This window comes from Streptomyces sp. Xyl84 (assembly GCF_059731885.1).
Genome location: NZ_AP029182.1, coordinates 951,705 through 972,110 on the forward strand (window position 1 = coordinate 951,705; position 20,406 = coordinate 972,110).

A 20,406-nucleotide genomic window follows, 5' to 3' on the forward strand; every position below is an offset into this window, starting at 1 on the left:
CGCCAGGGCCGCGGGGGCCTTGCCGCACGCTCACCCCGCACCCCCGCTCACCCCCGCCTGGGGCACCCTCCGCCGGCCCGCGGCCCACCCCTCACACCCGCCCGGCGGCCCCCCTGCGCGAGCCGCCGCCCACCGCTCACCCCCGCTCCCCGGCGCCCTCCCCGAGCCCGGTGGCGGACGCCGCCGTGCGCTCCTCGCCGGCCTTCTCCTCCAGGCGTCCGCGCCGCACCAGCACCAGCGACAGCAGGCAGCCGAACAGCAGCACCCCGGCACCGCTGTACTCCGCCACGTGCAGCCCCCGCACGAAGGCCTGGTCGGCCGCGTGCGCCACCTTCGCGGGCAGGTCGGCCCCACCGAGCCGGGTGCCGCCGGCGAGCCGGTCGACGTACCCGGCGCGCTCGCCCGCCGGGACACCGAGCGAGGCGAGCCGGTGGCCGAGGTCGCGGTTCATCTGCGCGGTCAGCACCGAGCCGAGGACCGCCACCCCGATGACCCCGCCGAGTTCCCGCAGGGTGTTGCTGGAGGCCGACGCGAGCCCCGCCCGCTCGGCCGGCACCCGGGCGAGCGCCGTGGCGGTGATGGGCGTGAGCACGAGGCCCATGCCCAGGCCGATCACCGGCAGCAGCCACCAGTACGAACGGAACGAGGCGTCCGCGCCAAACCGCGCCATCATGGCCATCGCGAACGCCGACACCAGCAGCCCCGCCGTCATCGGGTACCCGGCGCCGAACCGCCCGGCGATCCAGCCCGCCAGCGGGGTCACGGCGGCCACGACCACCATCGCGGGCATGACGACCAGGCCCGCGCCGGTCGCCGACCAGCCCAGCACCTGCTGGAGCCACAGGCTCAGGAAGTACAGCACCGAGAACATGCCGAGGTAGAGGAAGAGGCCGTTGAGCAGGGCGCCGGTGAACAACCGGTCGCGGAACATGGCGAGGTCGAGCATGGGGCTGCGCACCTTGCGCTCCACCAGCACGAACAGCGGCAGCGCGACAGCGGCCAGCACATAGCCGCCGACGACGTACGGGTCGGTCCAGCCGCGCACCGGACCCTCGATGGTGGCGTACACCGCCGCGCCGGTCATCAGCACGCCGAGCAGCTGCCCGGCCGGGTCGAGCCCGCGGCCGGCACGGTCGGCGGACTCGGGGACGAGCAGGAGGCCGCCGACGAGTCCGATCAGCGCGACCGGCACGTTGAGCCAGAAGACCCACGCCCACCCGAGGTGGTCGACGACGGGCCCGCCGACGATCGGGCCGACGCCCAGGCCGAGCCCTGAGACACCGGCCCAGATGCCGATCGCCACGGCCCGTTCGCGTTCGTCGGTGTAGATTTGGCGGATGATCGACAGCGTGCCGGGCATGAACGCGGCGGCCCCCGCGCCCTGCAGCACCCGGCCCGCGACGAGGACCCCGACATGACCGGCCAGCGCGCACACCGCCGAGCCCGCCCCGAACAGCAGCAGCCCGGCCAGGAACACCTTGCGGCGCCCGAAGAGGTCACCGATCGTGCCGGCCGTCAGCATGAGCGCGGCGAGGCTGAGACTGTAGCCGTCGACGATCCACTGCAGGTCGCTGATGCCCGCGTCCAGCTCCCGCTGCAGACTGGGCAACGCCACGTTGACGACGGTATTGTCGAGCATCGCCATGAACAGGGACACGCACAGGACGAGCAGCGCCGCCGTGCGGCGGCCGCGGCTCAGCGGGGCTCCGGCGGTGTCCGGCGCGGGTGCGGGCGCGCTCACGCTGCGGGGGTCGGGATGAACGGCGGGCATGATCACTCCAATACGTCTGCGTCGGCCGGGCGCCGTACGCGCCCGGCACTCGGTGGGAACGGGATGAGGTCATCGCGATGACGCGCCGGTCACCCGGGGGCACCGCCCGTCGCGCCGTGCCCCTGTCGGCCGCGGCGATCACGCGCTGCGCCCGGGAGCTGATCGAGGACGACGGGCTGGAGTCCCTGTCGATGCGCCGGCTCGCCGAGCGCCTGGACACCCAGGCCGCCTCGCTGTACCGGCACGTGCACAACAAGGAGGAGCTGGTCGACCTGGTGGCCGACTCGCTCTTCGGCGACTTCGAGCCGACCGTCGAGCACGGTCCCGACGACGACTGGCGCTCGTACCTGACCCGGGTGGCCACCACCTACCGCGCGTTCCTCCTGGACCACAAGGACGCCGAGCGCGTCGTGGCCGGCCGGTTCGCCGTCGGCAAGAACCTGGTGCGGCTGATGGAGCCGATGCTGGAGACGCTGCGGACCGCCGGCCTGAACGAGCGCGACTCCGCGTACGTGCTGTACCTGGTGGTCGTCCACGTGCAGGGTTTCGTGCTGCACGAGAAGGCACCGCTGTCCGCGTCCAACGCGGCGGGCCTGAGCCGGGAGCTGGTCCTCACGACCACCCGTGACCTGCTCGAACACTTCCCGGACGAGGAGTTCGCGCGGGTCCGCGAGGCGGCACCGTACCTGGCCGAGCCGGGCCTGGACGCGCGGTTCCGCTACGGGCTGGACCTGCTGCTCGACGGGCTGGCGCTGCGGATCGCGGAGTCCGGCGCGGCGTGAGCCGCCCCGCCGCGCACCGGGCGATGCGCGGCGGCAGCGGGTCATCGGCGCCATCGCCGGTTCTGCCGCCGCTCCTGCTGCGCCTGTGCCCGGGCCTGCTCCCGGGCCTGCTGGCGTTCGCGCTGCGCCCGGTCGCGTTCGGCCTCCTCGGCGGCGCGGCGCTCGTCGCGCAACTCCTCTGCCTGGCGCCGGAGTTCGTCGCGCTCGCGCTGCTCCACGTCACGGCGGGCCCGTTCCTCCGGATCGCCCTGCCACGGCCACCTCATGGTTCCTCCCCACCTGAACCCGTGTCGAACTCAAGCCGACGCCGTGTCGCGCTGCTGCCGATCGATGCCGACCAGAGGGGTCTGTCGTGCTCGTGGAACCGAGGCTAGCATCATGTGCGAACAGTGTTAGCAGGCTCGGTGCGAACGTCTCGAATCCGCCGCCCAGGAGGCACTCCATGACCCCGTCGAACGGATACGATCAGGCCCAACTCCCCCCGCACGTAAGGCTGATGAGCCTGGTCGCGGGCAAGTGGATGGCGCAGCCGATCATCGCGCTCGCCGAACTCGACGTCGCGGAGGCGCTCGCGGACGGTCCCCTGGACACCCACGGTCTCGCCGCGCGGGTCGGCGCCGACGCCGACGCCCTGGAGCGGATCCTGCGCGCCGCCGCCTGCCTGGGCGTGGTGGCACGCGACCCCGACGGCGGGGGCTGGCGCACCACGGAGGTGGGCGAGAAGCTCCGCGCGGGCGTGCCCAACAGCCTGCGCGACTTCGCCCTGTTCATGGGCGACCCGGCGACGATGGCCTCCTTCGCCGCGCTCACCGACACCGTACGGGGCAACGGCCCCGGCTTCGACCGGGTGCACGGCCGCCCGTTGTTCGAACACCTGGAGCAGGCACCCGAGTTGGCGCGCCGCTACCAGGGTGCCTGGGGCCCGCTGACGGCGGAACTCGCCGAAGACGTGACGAAGGACTACGACTTCAGCCGCTACCGGGTCCTCGCCGACGTCGGCGGCGGCAACGGCGAGCTGCTCGCCGGGCTGCTCACCGCGCTCCCCGAGGCCCGCGGGATCCTCATCGACCGCCCCGACGCCCTGGACACCGCGCGCGCCCGGCTCGCCGGCGGTCCCCTGGCCTCCCGGATCACCTTCCGCCCGATCGGTGAACTCCCGGCCGGCGCCGACGCCTACGTGCTCAAGAACGTGCTGCACTGCTACGGCGACGACGCCTGCGCCGAGCTGCTCGCGGAGGTCGCCGCCGCGATGCGGGGCCGGGAGGACGCGCGGCTGGTCCTGATCGAGACGGTCGTCGCCGAGGACGACCGGTTCGACTGGGCGAAGTTCATCGACATCGAGGTGATGGCGAACAACGGCGGACGCGAGCGCACCCGCGCCGAGTGGCACGCACTGCTCCGGCGGGCGGGCTTCGCACTCACCTCGGTGACGCCCACCACTCCGCCGCAGAGCGTGATCGAGGCGCGCCTGGCCTGACGGTGGCCGAACACAGCCTCACCGGACTCAGGGCCGGTCCGGCAGCCCCCCTCATGCGAGAAGGGCCCTCGCGGACTCTCGCCCGCGAAGACCCTTCACACCGTCGGGACGACAGGATTTGAACCTGCGACCCCTTGACCCCCAGTCAAGTGCGCTACCAAGCTGCGCCACGTCCCGGTGCGTCCGTACGGTGTCCCGTGTGAACGCGCGGGTCAACACTACCGCACGCGCGTGACTGCTCTCAGCCGGTGCGGGTGCCCGCGCGGGGGGCGGCTTCGCCTGCGGGCTCGGTCTCGGCGTCGACGTCGTTGGCGTAGGCGAGGAAGTCGTCGACCATGCGGTGGAACAGGGTGGCGAGCCGGCGCAGTTCGTCGGCGGACCAGCCGGACAGGGCGGCCTCCATGCCGCGGGCACCGACCTCGCGGACCCGGGCGATGGCGTCCCGGCCCTGCTCGGTGAGCCGGATGCGCTGGGCCCTGCGGTCGTCCGGGTCGGGGACGCGGGTGACGTACCCGGACTTCTCCAGTTGCTGCACGGTGCGGGTGACGTGGGAGGCTTCCACGCCGAGGCGGTGGGCCAGCTCGCCGGGCCGCAGCGGCTCCGAGTCGGCGATCTGGCGCAGCAGCGCCACCGCGGCACGGTCCAGCGGGACCCCGGCCAGGCCCATCAGCTTCTCGTGCTGCCGGGCCCGCGTGCTCAGGTACGTGATCCGGGTGAGAGCGCGCTCGATCTCGGCCACTTCGGGCGAGACGGGTCCGGGGGGCGAGGATGCTGTGGACATACCCCCAGTTTACCATATCGTTGCGTTACTCAACTAATTCGCGAGTGCACGCGCGGTGAGCGCCCACCGCCGGCCGGTCCTTCCTGCGCCGTCGCCCCACCACGGCGCCCACCCCGGACGCCGTGCCCCCGCACTCCCCCGGCCGCGCCGGGGAAGCTTCCCGAGCGCAATCACGGTGGCGGCCGGCACCGCGCCCGCAGGACGGTCCCCCGGGACGTCCCCGCCGTCCCCGGGACGCGGGGACGGCATCGCCGGCGGCCGGCCCGGACACGCTGGGCGGCAGGTGATCACGGCACGTGGTCACGGAACGACAGCCCGGAGGTTTCCATGATCCGACGGACCCTCACCGGCGGCCTGCTGGCCACGGTCGCGATGCTCGCGCTCGTGCCCGCCGCCGCCGATGCCGCCCCGGCCGCCCCCGCCCCGCGCGCCGCGGCCTCGGCGACCGCCCCGAACCCGCTCCCCGGCCGGGCTCTCCCGCCCGCACACCGCGTCAACCACACGGCCACGCACAGGCGTTCGCACCACCCCCTCGGCCGGGTGGTCACCCACCGCGCGTCGCTGAACGTCCGCTCCGGCCCGGGCACCCGCTACCGCGTGATCGGCGTACGGCACGCGGGCCGGCTGGTGGCGCTCAGGTGCCGGACGTACGGGTCCCGGGTGCACGGCACGCACCAGTGGTACCGGCTCGCCCACGTACGCGGCTACGTCTCCGCCCACTACGTACGGGTGGTGCGCGGCACCGTGCCGTGGTGCTGACGCGGCTCGCCGCACGCACCCGGTGACACGACCGCCCGGCGCGGGGACCCCGTGGCCCCCGCGCCGGGCCCGCGCCGCGCCGGGGCCCGCCGGACGCGGCCGCGCGCCCCGGCGCACCCGGACGCGGCCGCACCTCCGCACGCCCCCGGCTCACCGTCCTCACACCTTCCGGATGTGTGGCGGCACGCCGGGCCAGGGAAACCATCCGAACATCCGGGGTGAAACACCCGAAGCGGGAACGGAGTCGGGAGCAGCGAGATGCGGCAGCCCCAAGAAGCGGCAGCGTCCCCCGTGCCGCTGGTGGCGACCCTGCGCGAACTGAGGGACCGTACGGGCCTGAGCCTGGCGGCGCTCGCCACGCGCACCCCCTACAGCAAGTCCGCCTGGCACCGCTACCTCAGCGGGGCCAAGCACCCGCCCCGCTCGGCCGTGGAGGCCCTGGCCCGTCTCGCGGGCGCCGACCCCGCCCCGGTGCTGGCCCTGTGGGAAGCCGCGGACGGCACCGGACCCGCCGTACCCGCCCAGCGCGGGGCCGCCCAGGGCGGGGCCGCAGTACCGGGCGCGCCCGGCGGGTCCGGCCGCCCGCCCGTCCGGCGGCGCCGGCTGCCGCTGCTGCCGGCGCTCACCCTGCTGACCGCGGCCGCCGCGGTCGCCACCGCCCTGGCCGCGTCCTCGCGCGGCGCCTCGCCGGGCTCACGGGCGGCGTTCACCCCCATGCGCTGCCACGGCCGCTCCTGCGAAGGCGCGTTGCCCGGCGCCTCCGCCTGCGGGCGGGACGCGCAGACCAGGAGCACCGTGTCCGACGCGACGTACACGGTACGGCTGCGCTGGTCACCGTCCTGCCACACCGCCTGGTCGCAGGTCGGCGTGCGGGGCGCGGTGGCCCGGGAGATCTCCGTACGGGCCGGTGAGGACGTGCTGTCGGCCGCCTACCCCGCCGGGGACACCGCGAGTGACACCAGTCCGATGCTGGCCGCCTCCTCGCCGCGCGGGGTGGAGGCGTGCGCCGAGGTGAACGGTGAGGTGGCCTGCACCGGCCTGGACGCCGATGCGGGCGGTGAGCCGTGATCCGCGCCCGGGTGCCCGGCGCCGCACCGGTTCGCGGCCCGTCGCGGCCCGTCCCCGCGGGCGCTGCCGCCGCGGGCGACCCCGCCGCACGGAACGCGGCCGCCCGGCCTGCCCGGCGGCCGGCGCGCGGGCGAGGGGCCTACTTGATGACCGCGTTGGCCACCACCACGATCAGGCCGAACAGGGCGTCCACCACGCCCGTGGCCAGCACGATCGCCCAGCGGCGCCCCGCCCATCGCGCCGAGAGCAGCCCCAGCACGAACAGCAGCGCGATGTTGAAGACGAACGCCGGATACTCCACTCCCTCCGCGGACCACCAGCCCCAGCCCGCGCCGGCGAGGATCAGCACCGTGGGCAGCATGGCCACGACCAGCGGCCACTCCGCGGCGAGCGCCCGCAGCGCCTCGCCGCGCCGGCGCGGACCGCGCTCGGCGATGTAGTGGGAGTAACCGTGCGCCAGGGCCGAGGCGAACGCGGTCACCAGCAGCCAGGCCGCGTCGTAGCGGCGGGCGCCCGGCGAGCTGTGCCCGTACTCGGTCAGCGCCGCGACCATGGCGCTGGCCACCACGGCGCCGTAGACCCCGCCGAAGAGCAGGAGGGACCGCGTGTCGTCGTGCGCGGGCCGTCCGGGGACGGCCGTCGCGGGGTCCGCCATGGGCTGCTCGCTTCCCGGGCGTACGAGGACGGATCCTCCCCACGATCACCCGAAGCACCGGCCCCCGCCACTCCACGGCCGCCTGCACCGCATCGCTGCGGCCACCACACCCCGCCTCCGGCCTCATGGGGTCCCCACCCCGCGACGAAGTGTCCGGGCGTCCGGGCCGATCCCCCACACTCTGTCCAGATCGCCGGGGCGCGGGGGCCCATTAGGGTCCGTGCATGGACCGCAGCTTCGTTCTCCACGTGCCCGGTGTTCTCGATGCCGAGCTGACTCCCGAGCCGCTCGCCCCCGGGCAGATCGTCTCCGGCTCGCCCGAGGTGACCGGGAAGGTCGTCTGGGAGTCGGCGGACGGCCGTCAGGCGCGCGGGATCTGGCAGATCACGCCCGGGGTCGTCACCGACACCGAGGCGGACGAACTGTTCGTCGTGGTCAGCGGGTCGGCGACCATCGAGGTGGAGGGCGGCCCGACCCTGCGCGTCGGCCCCGGGGACATGGCGGTGCTGCGCGAGGGCGACCGTACGACGTGGACGGTGCACGAGACGCTGCGCAAGGTGTACGCCGTCAACCTCTGAGCGGGGACGCCCCGGAGCCGGCGGGACCCGGGGGGCGCGCAGCACCGGGCGGCGGGACCCGCCCGGGTCCGGCGCGGGTCGTGACGCGGGCCGTCTGCCTGCGGCGCGGGTCACCGGGCGGCGGGCTGCGCCGGCAGGCCGGACACGTGCCGTGGCGAGACGGTCCCGGTGACGGCCCGGCGCGCCGCCGCTCTCACGCGCCGCGCCAGACGTTCGCGAAGGCGGCCTCCTCGATGGCGCGGCGCCGGCGCACCGCCTCCAGCTCCATCACGGCGTCGTGCACGGTGGCGAGCACGGTGAGGACCGCGTCGTCGGTGACCGCCGGCTCGTCGGGGGTGATCTCGTCGCGGATCCCGGCCGCCGCGGCCAGCGCCAGCAGCACCGGCTCGTCCGCGGCCCAGCGGAACGCCGCCCGCCGCCGCGCCTCGGTGTCGCCGAGGACGGTGCGCGAGCCGCGGAAGGGCAGCCGGCGGGTGCGCTCCCACGTCACCTGCCCCTCCTCCTCCAGCGCCGCCAGGTAGGCCGGGGCCAGGCCGCGACCGCGCCGCCACAGCCAGTCCGGCAACGATTCGTAGGGGGCCTCGCGCAGGAGTGCGGCGGCGGCCTCGTCCAGGAGGCGGTCACCGAGCCGGGTTCGCGGCCGGGGCAGGATCCGGCCGCCGCCGTCCAGCCCGATCGCCTCCGCCCGGAGCAGGTCGTACGCCTCCGCCCCCGCCAGGGCGAGCGCGAGGTCCCCGCGCTCCACGGGCCGGGCGGACGCCACGTCCAGGGCGACGATCATCAGGTCACGCGGTGTGCTCATGAGGCTCCCCGTCGAAGGGCGTGTCCGGCCCCGCGCCGCCGGGCGACCGGCGCGGGACGTGGCGCCTGGTGATGCCGTACCCGGCCGACTGTAGCGCGGCGGGAGCGGCTGGGAACGGGGAGCGAGGCCGGGCGAGGGAGCGGACCCGCACCGGCAGGCGGCACGGGACCGGCGGACGGGACCGGACCGGCAGACAGGGCCGGACCGGGCCGGACCACGGATCCCGCCGGAGCCAGGGCCCGCGCCGGGCCGGGCCGGCCACGGTCAGGTCCGAATGTTAGAACAAAGTATTGACACCGCGCTGCCGCGAGCCCTACACCTGGGGACGGCGGGCTCCCGGCCCCGCCCGCCCTCCCCCGACGGGGTCGATCCCTACCCGCCGTGTCCCGGCCTACCCCTGACGCGGCCGAAGACCTGCCTGCGCCGGCCCGCCCCTGCGCCCCCGTCCCTCCGCCCCTCCTCCGCCGACCGCCCATCGCCCATCGCCCCCCGTTATCTTTTTCGCGGTCCTGCAAGAGGGCCGCTGGCCTCCGGGCCCGGCATGACTGTTGCCCCCTGTCGATCGGATGACCTGGGGGGTGGTGTCACCGGGTCCGAGGGGTGCCGTCGGAGACGCTGATCAGAGGTCCGACCACCGTCCTGCCGGGCGCAATGCCCGGCCGCTCGCGGGCGGCAGGTCTGCATAACGTGGCTGCGCGAGAACGGCTCCCGACCCTGGGGCCGGCACGCATCGACGCATGTGGGGGCACGGTGATCAGCATCGACGGGGTGGACGTCTTCCTGGGCCTGGACGTCGGCAAGCAGACGCATCACGGACACGGTCTGACCCCGGCCGGGAAGACGGTCTTCGACAAGGCGTTGCCGAACAGCGAACCAAAGCTGCGGGCCGTCTTCGACAAGCTCAAGACCAAGTTCGGCACCGTCCTGGTGGTCGTGGACCAGCCCGCCTCCATCGGCGCCCTGCCGCTGACCGTCGCCCGGGACACCGGCTGCCAGGTCGCCTACCTGCCCGGCCTGGCAATGCGCAGGATCGCCGACCTCTACCCCGGCGAGGCCAAGACCGACGCGAAGGACGCCGCCGTCATCGCGGACGCCGCCCGCACCATGCCCCACACCCTGCGCACCCTCGACCTGACCGACGAGGCCACCGCCGAGCTGACCATGCTGGTCGGCTTCGACCAGGACCTCGCCGGCGAGGCCAACCGCACCTCCAACCGCATCCGCGGCCTGCTCACCCAGTTCCACCCCAGCCTCGAACGCGTCCTCGGCCCCCGCCTGGACCACCAGGCCGTCACCTGGCTCCTCGAGCGCTACGGATCCCCGCAGGCCCTGCGCAAGGCAGGCCGCCGCAGGCTGGTCGAGATCGTCCGTCCGAGGGCACCGCGGATGGCCGAGCGGCTGGTCGACGACATCTTCACCGCACTCGACGAACAGACCGTCACCGTCCCCGGCACCGGCACTCTCGACGTGATCGTCCCGTCGCTGGCGAAGTCGCTGGCCGCCGTCCACGAACAACGCCGGGCCCTTCAGGCCAGGATCGAAGCCCTGCTGGAGGCCCACCCTCTTTCCGAGGTCCTGACGTCGATGCCCGGCATCGGAGTCAGGACCGCCGCAGTCCTCCTGACCACCGTCGGTGACGGCAGCAGCTTTCCCACCGCCGCCCACCTGGCCTCCTACGCCGGCCTCGCCCCGGCAACCCGGCAGTCCGGCACGTCGATCCATGGTGAACACGCCCCCAGAGGCGGGAACCGGCAGCTGAAACGGGCGATGTTCCTCTCCGCGTTCGCAGCCCTCCACGATCCCGCCTCCCGCACCTACTACGACCGCTGCCGAGCCCGCGGCAAGACCCACACCCAGGCCCTCCTCCGCCTCGCCCGCCACCGCATCAGCGTCCTGTTCGCCATGCTCCGCGACGGAACCTTCTACGAACCGAGGAACCCTCGACTCGCTTGACGAAAGACATAGAGGCACCCCCCCCCGCCGACCGCCGACCGCCTGAACGGAGCCCCGCCGTGCGCCTCCTGAACGGAGCCCTCCCTTGAGCGTCCGCATCCCCGGCCTCACCTCGGGCGGAGTCCGGCACCCCTGCGCCGTGGCCGAGGCGGCCGAGCGCCGGGTGCGCCGCCCGTTGGCCGGGAACAGCGGACGGCTGCTGATCGTGGCCGCCGGCCGTCCCGCGCGCGGCGCGCCCGGTGCCGGGGAGCGCGGCCTCGCCCTGGCCGACCGCGCCGGGCTGCCGGAGCGCCTGTGCGCGCCCCTGTCCCGGCCCGGTGTCGACGGAGTGCGCGCCTGCGCCGACATACTGGAGGACCTGCTGCTCCTCGGCGCACTCGACGGCAAGGTGGTCATGGGCTGCATGAACCGCGGTGGTCCGGCGGGCGCGTCCTTCGAGACGGACGACCGCTTCACCGGCGAGCGCGCCCGCGACGTCGCCCGGCTCCGCTTCGGCGCCGGCGAACTGCTGCCGCGCATCGACTACGACGGCCCCGGCTCGCCGGCCGCCACGGAGTCCGCGGCACGGACGGTGGACGAGATGGCCGTGGCGCGCCTGCGGGTGTTCGTCGAGCCGTTCATCTCGCGCCGGGTGGACGGCAGGATCGTCGACGACCTGTCCGCCGGGGCCGTCACCCGTCCCCTCGCCATCGCCTCCGGCCTGGGCGGCACCTCCGCGTGCACCTGGCGGAAGGTGCCGGTCACGGCGGACCCGGACGACATGGCCGAGGTCCTGGCGACCTCCACCCTGTCCGCCGTGCTGCTGGGCGGGAAGGTCGGTGACGACCAGGAGAGGTCCTACGCGCGCCGGCGGAAGGCGCTGCGGCTGCCCGCCGTCCAGGAGCTGGTCGTGGGCCGTTCACCGCTCTGCCCCGCGAAGGGCGGTGCCGAGGACGCGGTCGACACCGCCGTGAGCCTGCTGTGACGAGGAGGGACCGCACCCGATGACCCGCACGCCCCCGCGCCCCGGACCCACCGGGCCCGACCGACCCACCGGATCTGACCGACCCACCGGACCGGACGAACCCACCGGCTCCGCAGACCTCACCGGACCTGACGGCCCGGCCGGCCCGGCAACCCCGACCGGACCTGACCGACCCACCGGCCCCGCCGGCCCCACCCGATCTGACGGCCCGACCGGCCCGGCGAGTCCGTACCACCTCCGGGCCGGCCGGGCTGCCCACGGCCCCTACGCGGTGCACGTCACCCCCGAGTCCGCCGGCTGGGGCCACTGCTCCCTCCGGGTCCTGGAGCTGGCGCCGGGCGGCTCGCACACCTTCGACACCGGCGACAGCGAGTGGATCGTGCTGCCGCTGAGCGGGGGCTGCGCGGTCGCCTGCGCCGGCGCCTCGGGCCACGACACGTTCGCGCTCACCGGCCGGGCGAGCGTGTTCAGCGGCGTGAGCGACTTCGCCTACGTGCCCCGGGACGCCCGGACGACCGTCTCGTCCGCCGGCGGCGGGCGCTTCGCGCTCACCGGCGCCCGCTGCACCCGGCGCCTGCCCGCCCGCTACGGTGCGGCCTGCGGTGTTCCGGTCGAACTGCGCGGCAGCGGCCCGTGCTCCCGCCAGGTCAACAACTTCGCCGCCGCGGGGGTGTGGGACTGTGACGCCCTGATCGCCGTCGAGGTGCTCACCCCGGGCGGCAACTGGTCGTCGTACCCGCCGCACAAGCACGACGAGCACCGGCCCGGCGCGGAGTCGCTCCTGGAGGAGATCTACTACTTCGAGTTCGCCGGCCACGACGGCACCCCCGGTCTGGGCTACCAGCGGGTCTCCCCGTCGGGGCCCGGCCGGGACACGGACGTGCTGGCCGAGGTGCGCGACGGCGACGTGGTGCTGATCCCGGACGGCTGGCACGGTCCGTCGATGGCCGTGCCCGGCCACCACATGTACTACCTCAACGTCATGGCGGGCCCCGGCACCGAACGCGCCTGGCTGATCCGGGACCACCCCGACCACGCCTGGATCCGCGGCACCTGGCCCGGACAGCCCGTCGACCCGCGACTTCCCCTCTACTCGGCACCGGAGCAGACCCCGTGACCCACAGCCACCCCTCCCGTCCCGGCCCCGGCCACAGCCCCGGGTCCGGCCCCGGCACCCGCACCTGCCGTCTGACGGTCGCCCAGGCGCTGATCCGCTTCCTCGCCGCCCAGTACACCGAGCGCGACGGGGTACGGCAGCGGCTGATCGCCGGCACCTGGGGCATCTTCGGCCACGGGAACGTGGCCGGGATCGGCCAGGCACTCGTCGAGCACGCGGACGTGATGCCGTTCCACCAGGGCCGCAACGAACAGGCGATGGTGCACGCGGCCGTCGCCTTCGCCCGGCAGCGCGGCCGGCTGTCCGCCCAGGCGGTCACGACGTCCATCGGCCCCGGTGCCACCAACCTCGTCACGGGGGCGGCCCTGGCCACCGTCAACCGCCTGCCCGTCCTGCTGCTGCCCGGCGACTACTTCGCCACGCACCCCGCCGACCCGCTGCTGCAGCAACTGGAGCACCCGACGGCGGCGGACGTGTCCGTCAACGACACCCTGCGCCCGGTCTCCCGCTTCTTCGACCGCGTCACCCGTCCCGAGGCGCTGGTGCCGTCCGCGCTGAACGCCGTGCGCGTCCTGACCGACCCGGCCGAGACCGGCGCCGTCACGCTCGCGCTGCCGCAGGACGTCCAGGCGGAGGCCCACGACTGGCCGGAGGAGTTCTTCGCCGAACGCGTGTGGCGGATCCGGCGGCCCGCCCCCGACCCGGCCGAACTCGCCGACGCGGTCGCGGCGATCAGGTCCGCCGCCCGCCCGCTGATCGTCGCGGGCGGCGGCGTCCACCACAGCGCGGCCGAGGACGCGCTGCGGGCGCTCGCCGACGCCACCGGCATCCCGGTCGCCTCCACGCAGGCCGGCAAGGGCTCGCTGCGGTACGACCACCCGGCCGACCTCGGCGGGATCGGGCACACCGGCACGGCGGTCAGCGACGACCTGGCCCGCAGCGCCGACCTCGTCATCGGTGTCGGCACCCGCTACACGGACTTCACCACCGCCTCCGGCACGCTCTTCCAGCACCCGCACATCCGTTTCGTCAACCTGAACATCACCGCGTTCGACGCGCACAAGATGGCGGCGGCCACCCTCGTCTGCGACGCGCGGGCCGGTCTCGCCGCGCTCGTCGACGCGCTGGCCGGGCACCGTGTCGACCCCGCCTACGAGGGCGAGTACCGCGCCGGGAAGGAGCGGTGGCAGCGGGTGACGGAGGCCGCCTTCGCCGCCCCCGACGACAGCGCGGTGCCCACGCAGGCCCAGGTCCTCGGCGCCCTGGACGCGGTGGTGGGCGACGAGGACGTGGTGATCAACGCGGCCGGTTCGCTCCCCGGCGACCTGCACAGACTGTGGCGGGCCCGCTCACCGCGCCAGTACCACCTGGAGTACGGCTACTCCTGCATGGGCTACGAGATCCCGGCCGCCGTCGGCGTGCAGCAGGCGGCGCCGGACACGCCGGTGTGGGCCCTGGTCGGCGACGGCACCTACCTGATGATGCCGACCGAGATCGTCACGGCCGTCCAGGAGGATCTGCCCGTCAAACTGCTGCTGGTCCAGAACCACGGGTACGCCTCCATCGGCGGCCTGTCGGAGTCGGTGGGCGCCGAACGCTTCGGCACCGCCTACCGCCACCGCGCCCCCGACGGCTCCTTCACCGGCGCCCCGCTCCCGGTCGACCTCGCCGCCAACGCCGCCAGCCTCGGCATGGACGTCCTGCGCGCCAAGACCGTGGGCGAGCTGCGCGCGGCACTGCGCACGGCTCGCGCCGCCCACCGCCCGACCTGCGTGTACGTCGAGACGGACACCGGCACAGCGGCGGCGGCTGCCGCGCCGCCCGCCGAGGCCTGGTGGGACGTCCCGGTGGCCGAGGTGGCTGCCCGCGAGGCCGCCGTCGAGGCCCGCAAGCGCTACGAGCAGGAGGTCACCGCCCGCCGCCGCCCCCTGTAGGACGCCGGCTCCTCCCCCGCCCGCCATGTCACCCGGCCGCGGCCGTGACCGCGGGCCCCGCCGCCGGTTGACCAGGTGACCGGTCGGATCGGTGAGGCACGGGAGGACGGCGGCATGGACAGCGGTACGGAGGCGGGTACGGAGCACGGGTTCGTCAGCCGGCGGCGTTTCCTGGAGGCGTCGGCCGTCTCCTTCGCCGCGGTGTCCCCGGTCGCGGCGCCCGCCGCCCGGGCGTCCGCCGCGGACGGGGACACGCGGCTGCTGACGTACCGGGAGGCGACCGGCGGGTCGGTCACCGCGCACGCGGACGGGCAGGTGCTGATCGCCGAGGTGCAGGGCGTGCTGTGGCGGGTGCCGCGCGCGGGCGGTGCGGCCGAGCGGCTGACCGGCTGGGAGCTGGAGGCGACCCGCCCCGCCCTGTCACCGGACGGCCGGAACCTCGCCCTGTGCGGCTACGCGGACGGCGCCTTCCACCTGTGGACGATGCGGCCCGACGGCAGCGGGCTGCGCCGGCTCACCGACGGCCCGTGGGACGACCGCGCGGTGGCCTGGTCGCCCGACGGCACGCGGCTGGCGTTCTCCTCCGAGCGCGGCGGCGACCCGGTGGCCGGCGGCTCGTTCGGCCTGTGGACCCTCGACGTGGGCAGCTCCCGGCTGACCCGGGTGACGAGCGGCCCCTTCGAGGACTACGACCCGGCCTGGTCGCCGGACGGGCGGACGCTGGTGTGCGTGCGCGCCGCCCACACGCCCGACGGCGGCAACGACGGCGGGCTTTCCCTGGTCCGGGTGTCCCTCGCGGACGGCACGGCGCGGCCGGTGCGGACCGTCACCACGGGCCGTCTGCTGTGCCCCGCGGTGTCCCCCGGGGGCCGGATCGCCTGGCTGCGGCTGTCCGGTGCCGGCGGCCCGCCGTCCCTCCCGCCGTCCCGCGCGGAGCTGCTGGTGGACGGTCAGGTGGTCGCGGCGGGCGAGGACCTGGCCGCGGCGCCGCCGTGCTGGCTGGGCGAGGACCGTCTCGTCCACGTGGCCGACGGGCGCATCCGGATCCGCACCCTGACCACCGGCTCCGTCACGGACATCCCCTTCACCGCCCGGATGCCGGTGCCCGCGCCGCGCCGCCGCGGCGTGCGCCGGACGGCAGAAGGAACCGGTTCCGCGCCGGTGCGCGGGCTGCACCGGCCGGTGCTCTCCCCCGACGGCAGCCAGGTGGCGTACGCGGCGCTCAACTCGCTGTGGCTGCGGCCCGCCGGCGGCCCCGGCGCACCGCGCGAGCTGGTCCGGGCCTCCGACGTGCACTACGTGCAGATGCCGGCCTGGTCCCCCGACGGGCGCTCCGTGCTGTACTGCACCGACCGCGACGGGCTGCCCGCGGTGCGCAGGGTCCGCGTGGACGGCTCGGCGGACGAGGCGGTGACCGGCACCGGACGCCTGTCGCCCGCGCCGTCGCCGGACGGCACGCACCTGGCCTGCCTCGACGTCACCGGCGGCCTGCTGGTGCGGGACCTGGCCACCGGCCGGGAGCGGACCGTGGCGCGTCCGCTCGCCACCGACGGCCCGCCCGGCGCCCCCACCTGGTCACCGGACGGGCGGTACGTGGCGTTCTGCGACCGCAACCGGCTCAACCACCGCTTCCGCGAGGGCTACAACGTCATCCGTGTCGTCGACGTCCGCACCGGCACCGAGCGCCGCCACCTGCCCGCCGCGCACCAGTCGCTGTCGGACCGGGTCGCGGCCGGGCCGGTCTGGTCACCCGACGGCCACGGGATGGCGTTCGTCGCCGAGTCCGTCCTGTGGCTGCTGCCGGTCACGCCCGACGGCACCCCCGCGGGCCGCGCCCGCCGGCTCACCGACGAGCCGGCCGACCATCCGAGCTGGGCGGCCGACTCCCGCACGCTCCTGTACCTTTCGTGCGGGCGCCTGCGGCTGCTCCGCCTCGACGACACCCGCACGCCGGTGCGGGCGCGCACCCTGCCCGCCGCGCCGCCCGCCCGCCGCCGTGCGCCCGGCGGACGGGAACCGCTGCGCGTGCACGCCGGGCAGTTGTGGGACGGCACCGACGGCGGACCGCGCCAGGACGTGGACATCCTGGTCCGGGGCGAGCGGATCACCGCCGTCGAACCGCACCGCGCCCGCCGGCCGGGCCACCGCACGCTCGACGCCTCCGCCCACACGGTCCTCCCCGGCCTGTTCGACAGCCACACCCACCCCTACCAGGCCACCTACGGCGCCCGGCAGAACCTGACCGCGCTCGCCTACGGCATCACCACCACCGCCTGCATGGGCGGTCCGCTGTACGAGACGGTACGGCTGCGCGAGGCGACCGGTTCCGGAGCCTGCCTGGGCCCGCGCTCCCTGGCCTGCGCCGAACTGATCGACGGCTCCCGCACCGCCTACAGCATGGGCCGCGCCCACCGCACCGAGAGCGGCGTGCGGCGCACACTGGAGCGGGCCGCCGCCCTGGACGTCGACTTCGTCAAGACCTACGTACGGGCCCCCGGCCGGTACATGGCGCTGGCCGCCGAGGCCGCGCACCGCCTGGGCGTGCCGTGCGGCAGCCACCTGTGCGCGCCGGGCCGGGCCGCGGGCCAGGACCTGACCACCCATCTCCAGGCCACGCAACGGCTGCCGTACGGCCATGCCACCACCCCGCTCGGCCACATCCACCAGGACCTGGTCGAGCAGTACGCCGACGGCGACTTCGCCATGATCATGACGCCGTTCAGCGCGCAGTTCCTGCTCGGCGCGGATCCGGCGCTCGCCGACGACCCCCGGGTGGACGTCCTCATGCCGCCCTGGGACGTGGCCGCCGTCCACGAGCGTGCCCGCACCCGGCCCACCGGCCCTGAACTGGCTGCGCTGTCACTGGAGTTCGAGGACTACCGGCGGCTGGCCGCGCACGGTGCCCGGCTCGCCCTGGGCACCGACTCGCCCCTGGTGCCGGTCGGTCTCTCGCTCCACCTGGCCCTGCGCGGACTGCACGCCCACGGTTTCACCGCGGCGCAGGCCCTGCACACGGCGACCACCGTCCCGGCCCGGCTCTTCGGCCTCGCCCGGGACCTCGGCACGGTCGAGGCGGGCAAGCTGGCCGAGCTGACGGTGGTCGGCGGCGACCCGTTCACCGACTTCGCCACGCTCGTCGACACGGTCGCCGTGGTGCGGGGCGGTGTGCCTCACCGCCGTGCCGACCTGGTCGCCCGGCGCCGCGGGACCGCTCAGGCGCGGGCGTAGCCCGTCACAGACGCGGCCCACGAAGAAGGCGAGGGCCTTCCCGGACCGGTCCGGGAAGGCCCTCGCTCAGTGCTCCGCGGAGCCTGTACGGCGGGAGGGGGCGGGGTCTCAGACCCAGTCGTCGCCCGCGGTGATCTGCCAGTACGTGCCGGTGTTGATGCGCACGGCGACCTTTCCGTCCGTGGTGTGGACCCACAGGTCGGCCTTGGCGTCGTTGTCGGCGTCGGCGAAGAGCAGCTCTCCCTTGGGGCGGCCGAGGAAGTTGCTCCAGCCGGCGCTCCAGTCCTTGCCGCCGTCCCAGTACGTCCCCGTGTTCGTGCGCACGGCGATCTTCCCGTCCGTGCCGTGCACGATCAGATCGGCCTTGCCGTCACCGTTGACGTCCGCGAAGTACAGCCGCCCCTTGCCCTCCTGGCCGAGGAAGTTGCTCCACCCCGCGCTCCAGTCCTTGCCGCCGTCCCAGTACGTCCCCGTGTTCGTCCGCACGGCGATCTTCCCGTCCGTGCCGTGCACGATCAGATCGGCCTTGCCGTCACCGTTGACGTCCGCGAAGTACAGCCGCCCCTTGCCCTCCTGGCCGAGGAAGTTGCTCCACCCCGCGCTCCAGTCCTTGCCGCCGTCCCAGTACGTCCCCGTGTTCGTCCGCACGGCGATCTTCCCGTCCGTGCCGTGCACGATCAGGTCCGCCCTGCCGTCACCGTTGACGTCCGCGAAGTACAGCCGCCCCTTGCCCTCCTGGCCGAGGAAGTTGCTCCACCCCGCGCTCCAGCGGACGCCGTCGTTGAACCGGTAGTAGGGGTCGCCCGGCTTCACCGCGATCTTGCCGCTCTTGGCGGTGCGCACGGTGATGACGCCGTCGGCGCCCAGGACGACGAGGTCGCTCAGTCCGTCGCCGTTGACGTCGGCCGCGTACAGGACCTCCCGCAGGCGGTCCCTGGCCTCCTTGGCCCATGCCTGGACCGCGCTGTCGTCGACCCGCCCGGACACCGCGCCGGTGCGGGTCTCCGCCGGGTCCTGGCCGAAGCATCCGCCCTGCCAGGAGCGGCTGTTGACGGCGACGAGCTCGACCGTGCCGTCCTCCTTCTCCCGGAGCAGCGGCCCGCCGGCGTCACCGGCGCAGATCGCGTCCCCGTTGCGGCCGGTGATCGTCAGCTGGTCGCTGTCCGCGGCGTCGACGCCGAAGACACCGGTGTGCTGCTTGAGCGGTGACCACTCGGTCCTGGTGCGGCCGAAGCCGACGGCCTTGAGGGTCTCCCCCGCGCCGGCCGGCGTGGTGGCGAAGGCGACCGGGGTGATGCCCGTGGTCGGCTGCGCCAGCCGGGCCATGACCAGGTCGCGTCCCTGGTACGGCACGAGTTCGGTGATCTCGGTGACGAGGCCGCCGGTGGCCGTGAGGTCGGGGCGGCCGACCGTGACCTTGGTGGCCTTGGCGGGCTTCCCGGCGGCGGGAACGGCGCCGGAGGCCGGGTCGTCCACGAAGCAGGAGGCCGCGGTGACGACCCACCGGGGATCGACCAGGGCGCCGGAGCAGGCACGTTCGCCGTCGCCTATGTCGATCCGGGCGGTGAAGGCGTAGGCGTTGTCGGCGGCGTCGCCGGTGACGGCCTGGGCGTTCGGGACGGTGAGCGCACCGCACGCGACGGTGACCGCGAGCAGAGTGCTCGTCAGGGCCGCGCGAGAACGGGATCTTGACATGGTGGAGCCTCCCCGGAGGTCGTACGAAGTGCTGACGGATGGACGGACCAGGACGTGCTGACGGCGGTCCGCGGACGCGTGCGTGCGGGACGCGGCCGGGCGGGGGCCGCCGCCGGGAGCATCCGCCGGAGGCGGATCGTGCCGGGAAGGCGGATCAGCCGGTGACGCGGATCTCGACGAGGACCGAGCGCAGGCCCGTGTCGCCGGACTCGCCGACCGGGGTGAGGTCGTTGGCGGGCGCGTTGACGACCGTGTTCTTGCCTTCCGCGGTCAGCGTGGCCTTCACCGGGTGGTTCTGGGTCCAGATGCTGAACGTGTCGGGCAACTCCAGCGTGAGGTAGCCGGACTTGGCGTTGGTCTTGAAGCAGAAGAGGCCCTTGCGGGACTCGATCGCGATGTTCGACGCGCCGCTGCACTCGTTCAGGGACGTCACGTCGGTGAGCCAGACGTGTCCGTCGCCGCGCTTGAGGGTGACCCCGCGGTCCTGCTGCACCTGGGCGGCGCCCGGGTAGTCGAAGTCCTCCACCAGACTCGGCACGTCGCCCGCGGCGGTGCTCGTGGCGGCGGACGTGGTGGTCTGCGGAAGGGCCAGCGCGGTGGCGCCGAGGCCCATCACCAGGGCGGCCGTCAGACCACCCAGCAGCACCTTGCGGGCGGGGGTTATCGCCATGGGTTCCTCTCAGAGTGCGGCGTGCGGAGCGTATGTGAAGGCGGAGTAATCGCCTCGTCGAGCTGAAGTAAAGCACATGTAAGATCCGTAAATAAGTGTGCTCCGGCGTCACCACCTGCGGTTATAGGGCTTCCTGACGTACTGCCACCACCTGCCGGCAGCCGCGGGGCCT

The 20,406-nt window shown here is 74.7% G+C and carries 16 protein-coding genes, 1 tRNA gene and 1 pseudogene; 10 read left to right on the top strand and 8 right to left on the bottom strand.

Annotated elements, in window-relative coordinates:
* Positions 1–136 precede the first annotated feature (136 nt).
* A complete protein-coding gene (locus tag AC6I72_RS04055; RefSeq protein ID WP_497999493.1) occupies positions 137–1,771 on the bottom strand; it encodes an MFS transporter in 1,635 nt (544 codons plus the stop codon).
* Between the two features lie 116 nt (positions 1,772–1,887).
* Here AC6I72_RS04055 and AC6I72_RS04060 point away from each other — a divergent pair, with 116 nt between their 5' ends.
* The gene (locus AC6I72_RS04060) at positions 1,888–2,553 is read left to right on the top strand and encodes a TetR/AcrR family transcriptional regulator C-terminal domain-containing protein (RefSeq protein ID WP_497999494.1); all 666 of its coding nucleotides are present in this window, start codon (positions 1,888–1,890) and stop codon (positions 2,551–2,553) included.
* Between the two features lie 41 nt (positions 2,554–2,594).
* On the opposite strand, the gene AC6I72_RS04065 is transcribed toward AC6I72_RS04060, so the two are convergent.
* Positions 2,595–2,819 (bottom strand): hypothetical protein, encoded by a 225-nt coding sequence (locus AC6I72_RS04065; RefSeq protein WP_037862261.1) that lies wholly within the window; start codon positions 2,817–2,819, stop codon positions 2,595–2,597.
* A gap of 230 nt (positions 2,820–3,049) precedes the next feature.
* Here AC6I72_RS04065 and AC6I72_RS04070 point away from each other — a divergent pair, with 230 nt between their 5' ends.
* Positions 3,050–4,030 carry a methyltransferase gene (locus AC6I72_RS04070; protein WP_497999495.1) on the top strand — a complete coding sequence of 327 codons (981 nt, stop codon included), beginning with the start codon at positions 3,050–3,052 and terminating at the stop codon, positions 4,028–4,030.
* Between the two features lie 103 nt (positions 4,031–4,133).
* Here the strand turns inward: AC6I72_RS04070 and AC6I72_RS04075 are convergent.
* Together AC6I72_RS04075 and AC6I72_RS04080 are read right to left on the bottom strand one after the other, a co-directional pair.
* Positions 4,134–4,207, bottom strand: a tRNA-Pro gene (locus AC6I72_RS04075).
* A 64-nt stretch (positions 4,208–4,271) separates the two neighbouring features.
* Positions 4,272–4,811 (bottom strand): MarR family winged helix-turn-helix transcriptional regulator, encoded by a 540-nt coding sequence (locus tag AC6I72_RS04080; RefSeq protein ID WP_497999496.1) that lies wholly within the window; start codon positions 4,809–4,811, stop codon positions 4,272–4,274.
* A gap of 327 nt (positions 4,812–5,138) precedes the next feature.
* On the opposite strand from AC6I72_RS04080, the gene AC6I72_RS04085 reads away from it, so the two are divergent.
* Entirely contained in the window at positions 5,139–5,570 is a 432-nt protein-coding gene (locus AC6I72_RS04085) for an SH3 domain-containing protein (protein WP_497999497.1), read from the top strand.
* A 258-nt stretch (positions 5,571–5,828) separates the two neighbouring features.
* Positions 5,829–6,638 (top strand): helix-turn-helix domain-containing protein, encoded by an 810-nt coding sequence (locus AC6I72_RS04090; RefSeq protein WP_497999498.1) that lies wholly within the window; start codon positions 5,829–5,831, stop codon positions 6,636–6,638.
* Between the two features lie 139 nt (positions 6,639–6,777).
* Here AC6I72_RS04090 and AC6I72_RS04095 read toward each other — a convergent pair whose 3' ends face one another.
* Positions 6,778–7,293, bottom strand: a complete 516-nt coding sequence (locus AC6I72_RS04095; protein ID WP_497999499.1) for a hypothetical protein — start codon at positions 7,291–7,293, stop codon at positions 6,778–6,780.
* Between the two features lie 224 nt (positions 7,294–7,517).
* Here AC6I72_RS04095 and AC6I72_RS04100 point away from each other — a divergent pair, with 224 nt between their 5' ends.
* The gene (locus AC6I72_RS04100; protein WP_497999500.1) at positions 7,518–7,871 is read left to right on the top strand and encodes a cupin domain-containing protein; all 354 of its coding nucleotides are present in this window, start codon (positions 7,518–7,520) and stop codon (positions 7,869–7,871) included.
* 193 nt (positions 7,872–8,064) lie between these two features.
* Here AC6I72_RS04100 and AC6I72_RS04105 read toward each other — a convergent pair whose 3' ends face one another.
* Positions 8,065–8,673: a GPP34 family phosphoprotein gene (locus AC6I72_RS04105; RefSeq protein WP_497999501.1), complete on the bottom strand. Its 609-nt coding sequence runs from the start codon at positions 8,671–8,673 to the stop codon at positions 8,065–8,067.
* 750 nt (positions 8,674–9,423) lie between these two features.
* Between AC6I72_RS04105 and AC6I72_RS04110 the strand changes: the two genes are divergently transcribed.
* From AC6I72_RS04110 to AC6I72_RS04130, 5 genes and pseudogenes are all read left to right on the top strand, one after another.
* Positions 9,424–10,626, top strand: coding sequence for an IS110 family RNA-guided transposase (locus AC6I72_RS04110; protein ID WP_497999502.1), 1,203 nt, complete (start codon positions 9,424–9,426; stop codon positions 10,624–10,626).
* An 85-nt stretch (positions 10,627–10,711) separates the two neighbouring features.
* Positions 10,712–11,590 carry a Cgl0159 family (beta/alpha)8-fold protein gene (locus AC6I72_RS04115; RefSeq protein WP_497999503.1) on the top strand — a complete coding sequence of 293 codons (879 nt, stop codon included), beginning with the start codon at positions 10,712–10,714 and terminating at the stop codon, positions 11,588–11,590.
* Positions 11,591–11,819: 229 nt separating this feature from the next.
* Positions 11,820–12,707, top strand: a pseudogene (gene iolB, locus AC6I72_RS04120) (5-deoxy-glucuronate isomerase); the annotation flags it as partial.
* Between the two features lie 71 nt (positions 12,708–12,778).
* Positions 12,779–14,641 carry a 3D-(3,5/4)-trihydroxycyclohexane-1,2-dione acylhydrolase (decyclizing) gene (gene iolD / locus AC6I72_RS04125; RefSeq protein WP_498004583.1) on the top strand — a complete coding sequence of 621 codons (1,863 nt, stop codon included), beginning with the start codon at positions 12,779–12,781 and terminating at the stop codon, positions 14,639–14,641.
* A gap of 114 nt (positions 14,642–14,755) precedes the next feature.
* On the top strand, positions 14,756–17,869 hold the full coding sequence (locus tag AC6I72_RS04130) for an amidohydrolase family protein (protein ID WP_497999504.1): 3,114 nt from the start codon (positions 14,756–14,758) through the stop codon (positions 17,867–17,869).
* A 108-nt stretch (positions 17,870–17,977) separates the two neighbouring features.
* Here AC6I72_RS04130 and AC6I72_RS04135 read toward each other — a convergent pair whose 3' ends face one another.
* A complete protein-coding gene (locus tag AC6I72_RS04135) occupies positions 17,978–19,564 on the bottom strand; it encodes an FG-GAP-like repeat-containing protein (RefSeq protein ID WP_497999505.1) in 1,587 nt (528 codons plus the stop codon).
* A 154-nt stretch (positions 19,565–19,718) separates the two neighbouring features.
* Positions 19,719–20,234: a hypothetical protein gene (locus AC6I72_RS04140; RefSeq protein ID WP_497999506.1), complete on the bottom strand. Its 516-nt coding sequence runs from the start codon at positions 20,232–20,234 to the stop codon at positions 19,719–19,721.
* Between the last annotated feature and the right edge of the window lie 172 nt (positions 20,235–20,406).

Coding starts and splice junctions, on each gene's coding strand:
- AC6I72_RS04055 (WP_497999493.1), bottom strand. CDS start 1,771: ATGCCCGCCGTTCATCCCGACCCCCGCAGCGTGAGCGCGCCCGCACCC.
- AC6I72_RS04065 (WP_037862261.1), bottom strand. CDS start 2,819: ATGAGGTGGCCGTGGCAGGGCGATCCGGAGGAACGGGCCCGCCGTGAC.
- AC6I72_RS04070 (WP_497999495.1), top strand. CDS start 3,050: ATGAGCCTGGTCGCGGGCAAGTGGATGGCGCAGCCGATCATCGCGCTC.
- AC6I72_RS04080 (WP_497999496.1), bottom strand. CDS start 4,811: ATGTCCACAGCATCCTCGCCCCCCGGACCCGTCTCGCCCGAAGTGGCC.
- AC6I72_RS04085 (WP_497999497.1), top strand. CDS start 5,139: ATGATCCGACGGACCCTCACCGGCGGCCTGCTGGCCACGGTCGCGATG.
- AC6I72_RS04090 (WP_497999498.1), top strand. CDS start 5,829: ATGCGGCAGCCCCAAGAAGCGGCAGCGTCCCCCGTGCCGCTGGTGGCG.
- AC6I72_RS04095 (WP_497999499.1), bottom strand. CDS start 7,293: ATGGCGGACCCCGCGACGGCCGTCCCCGGACGGCCCGCGCACGACGAC.
- AC6I72_RS04100 (WP_497999500.1), top strand. CDS start 7,518: ATGGACCGCAGCTTCGTTCTCCACGTGCCCGGTGTTCTCGATGCCGAG.
- AC6I72_RS04105 (WP_497999501.1), bottom strand. CDS start 8,673: ATGAGCACACCGCGTGACCTGATGATCGTCGCCCTGGACGTGGCGTCC.
- AC6I72_RS04130 (WP_497999504.1), top strand. CDS start 14,756: ATGGACAGCGGTACGGAGGCGGGTACGGAGCACGGGTTCGTCAGCCGG.
- AC6I72_RS04135 (WP_497999505.1), bottom strand. CDS start 19,564: ATGTCAAGATCCCGTTCTCGCGCGGCCCTGACGAGCACTCTGCTCGCG.
- AC6I72_RS04140 (WP_497999506.1), bottom strand. CDS start 20,234: ATGGCGATAACCCCCGCCCGCAAGGTGCTGCTGGGTGGTCTGACGGCC.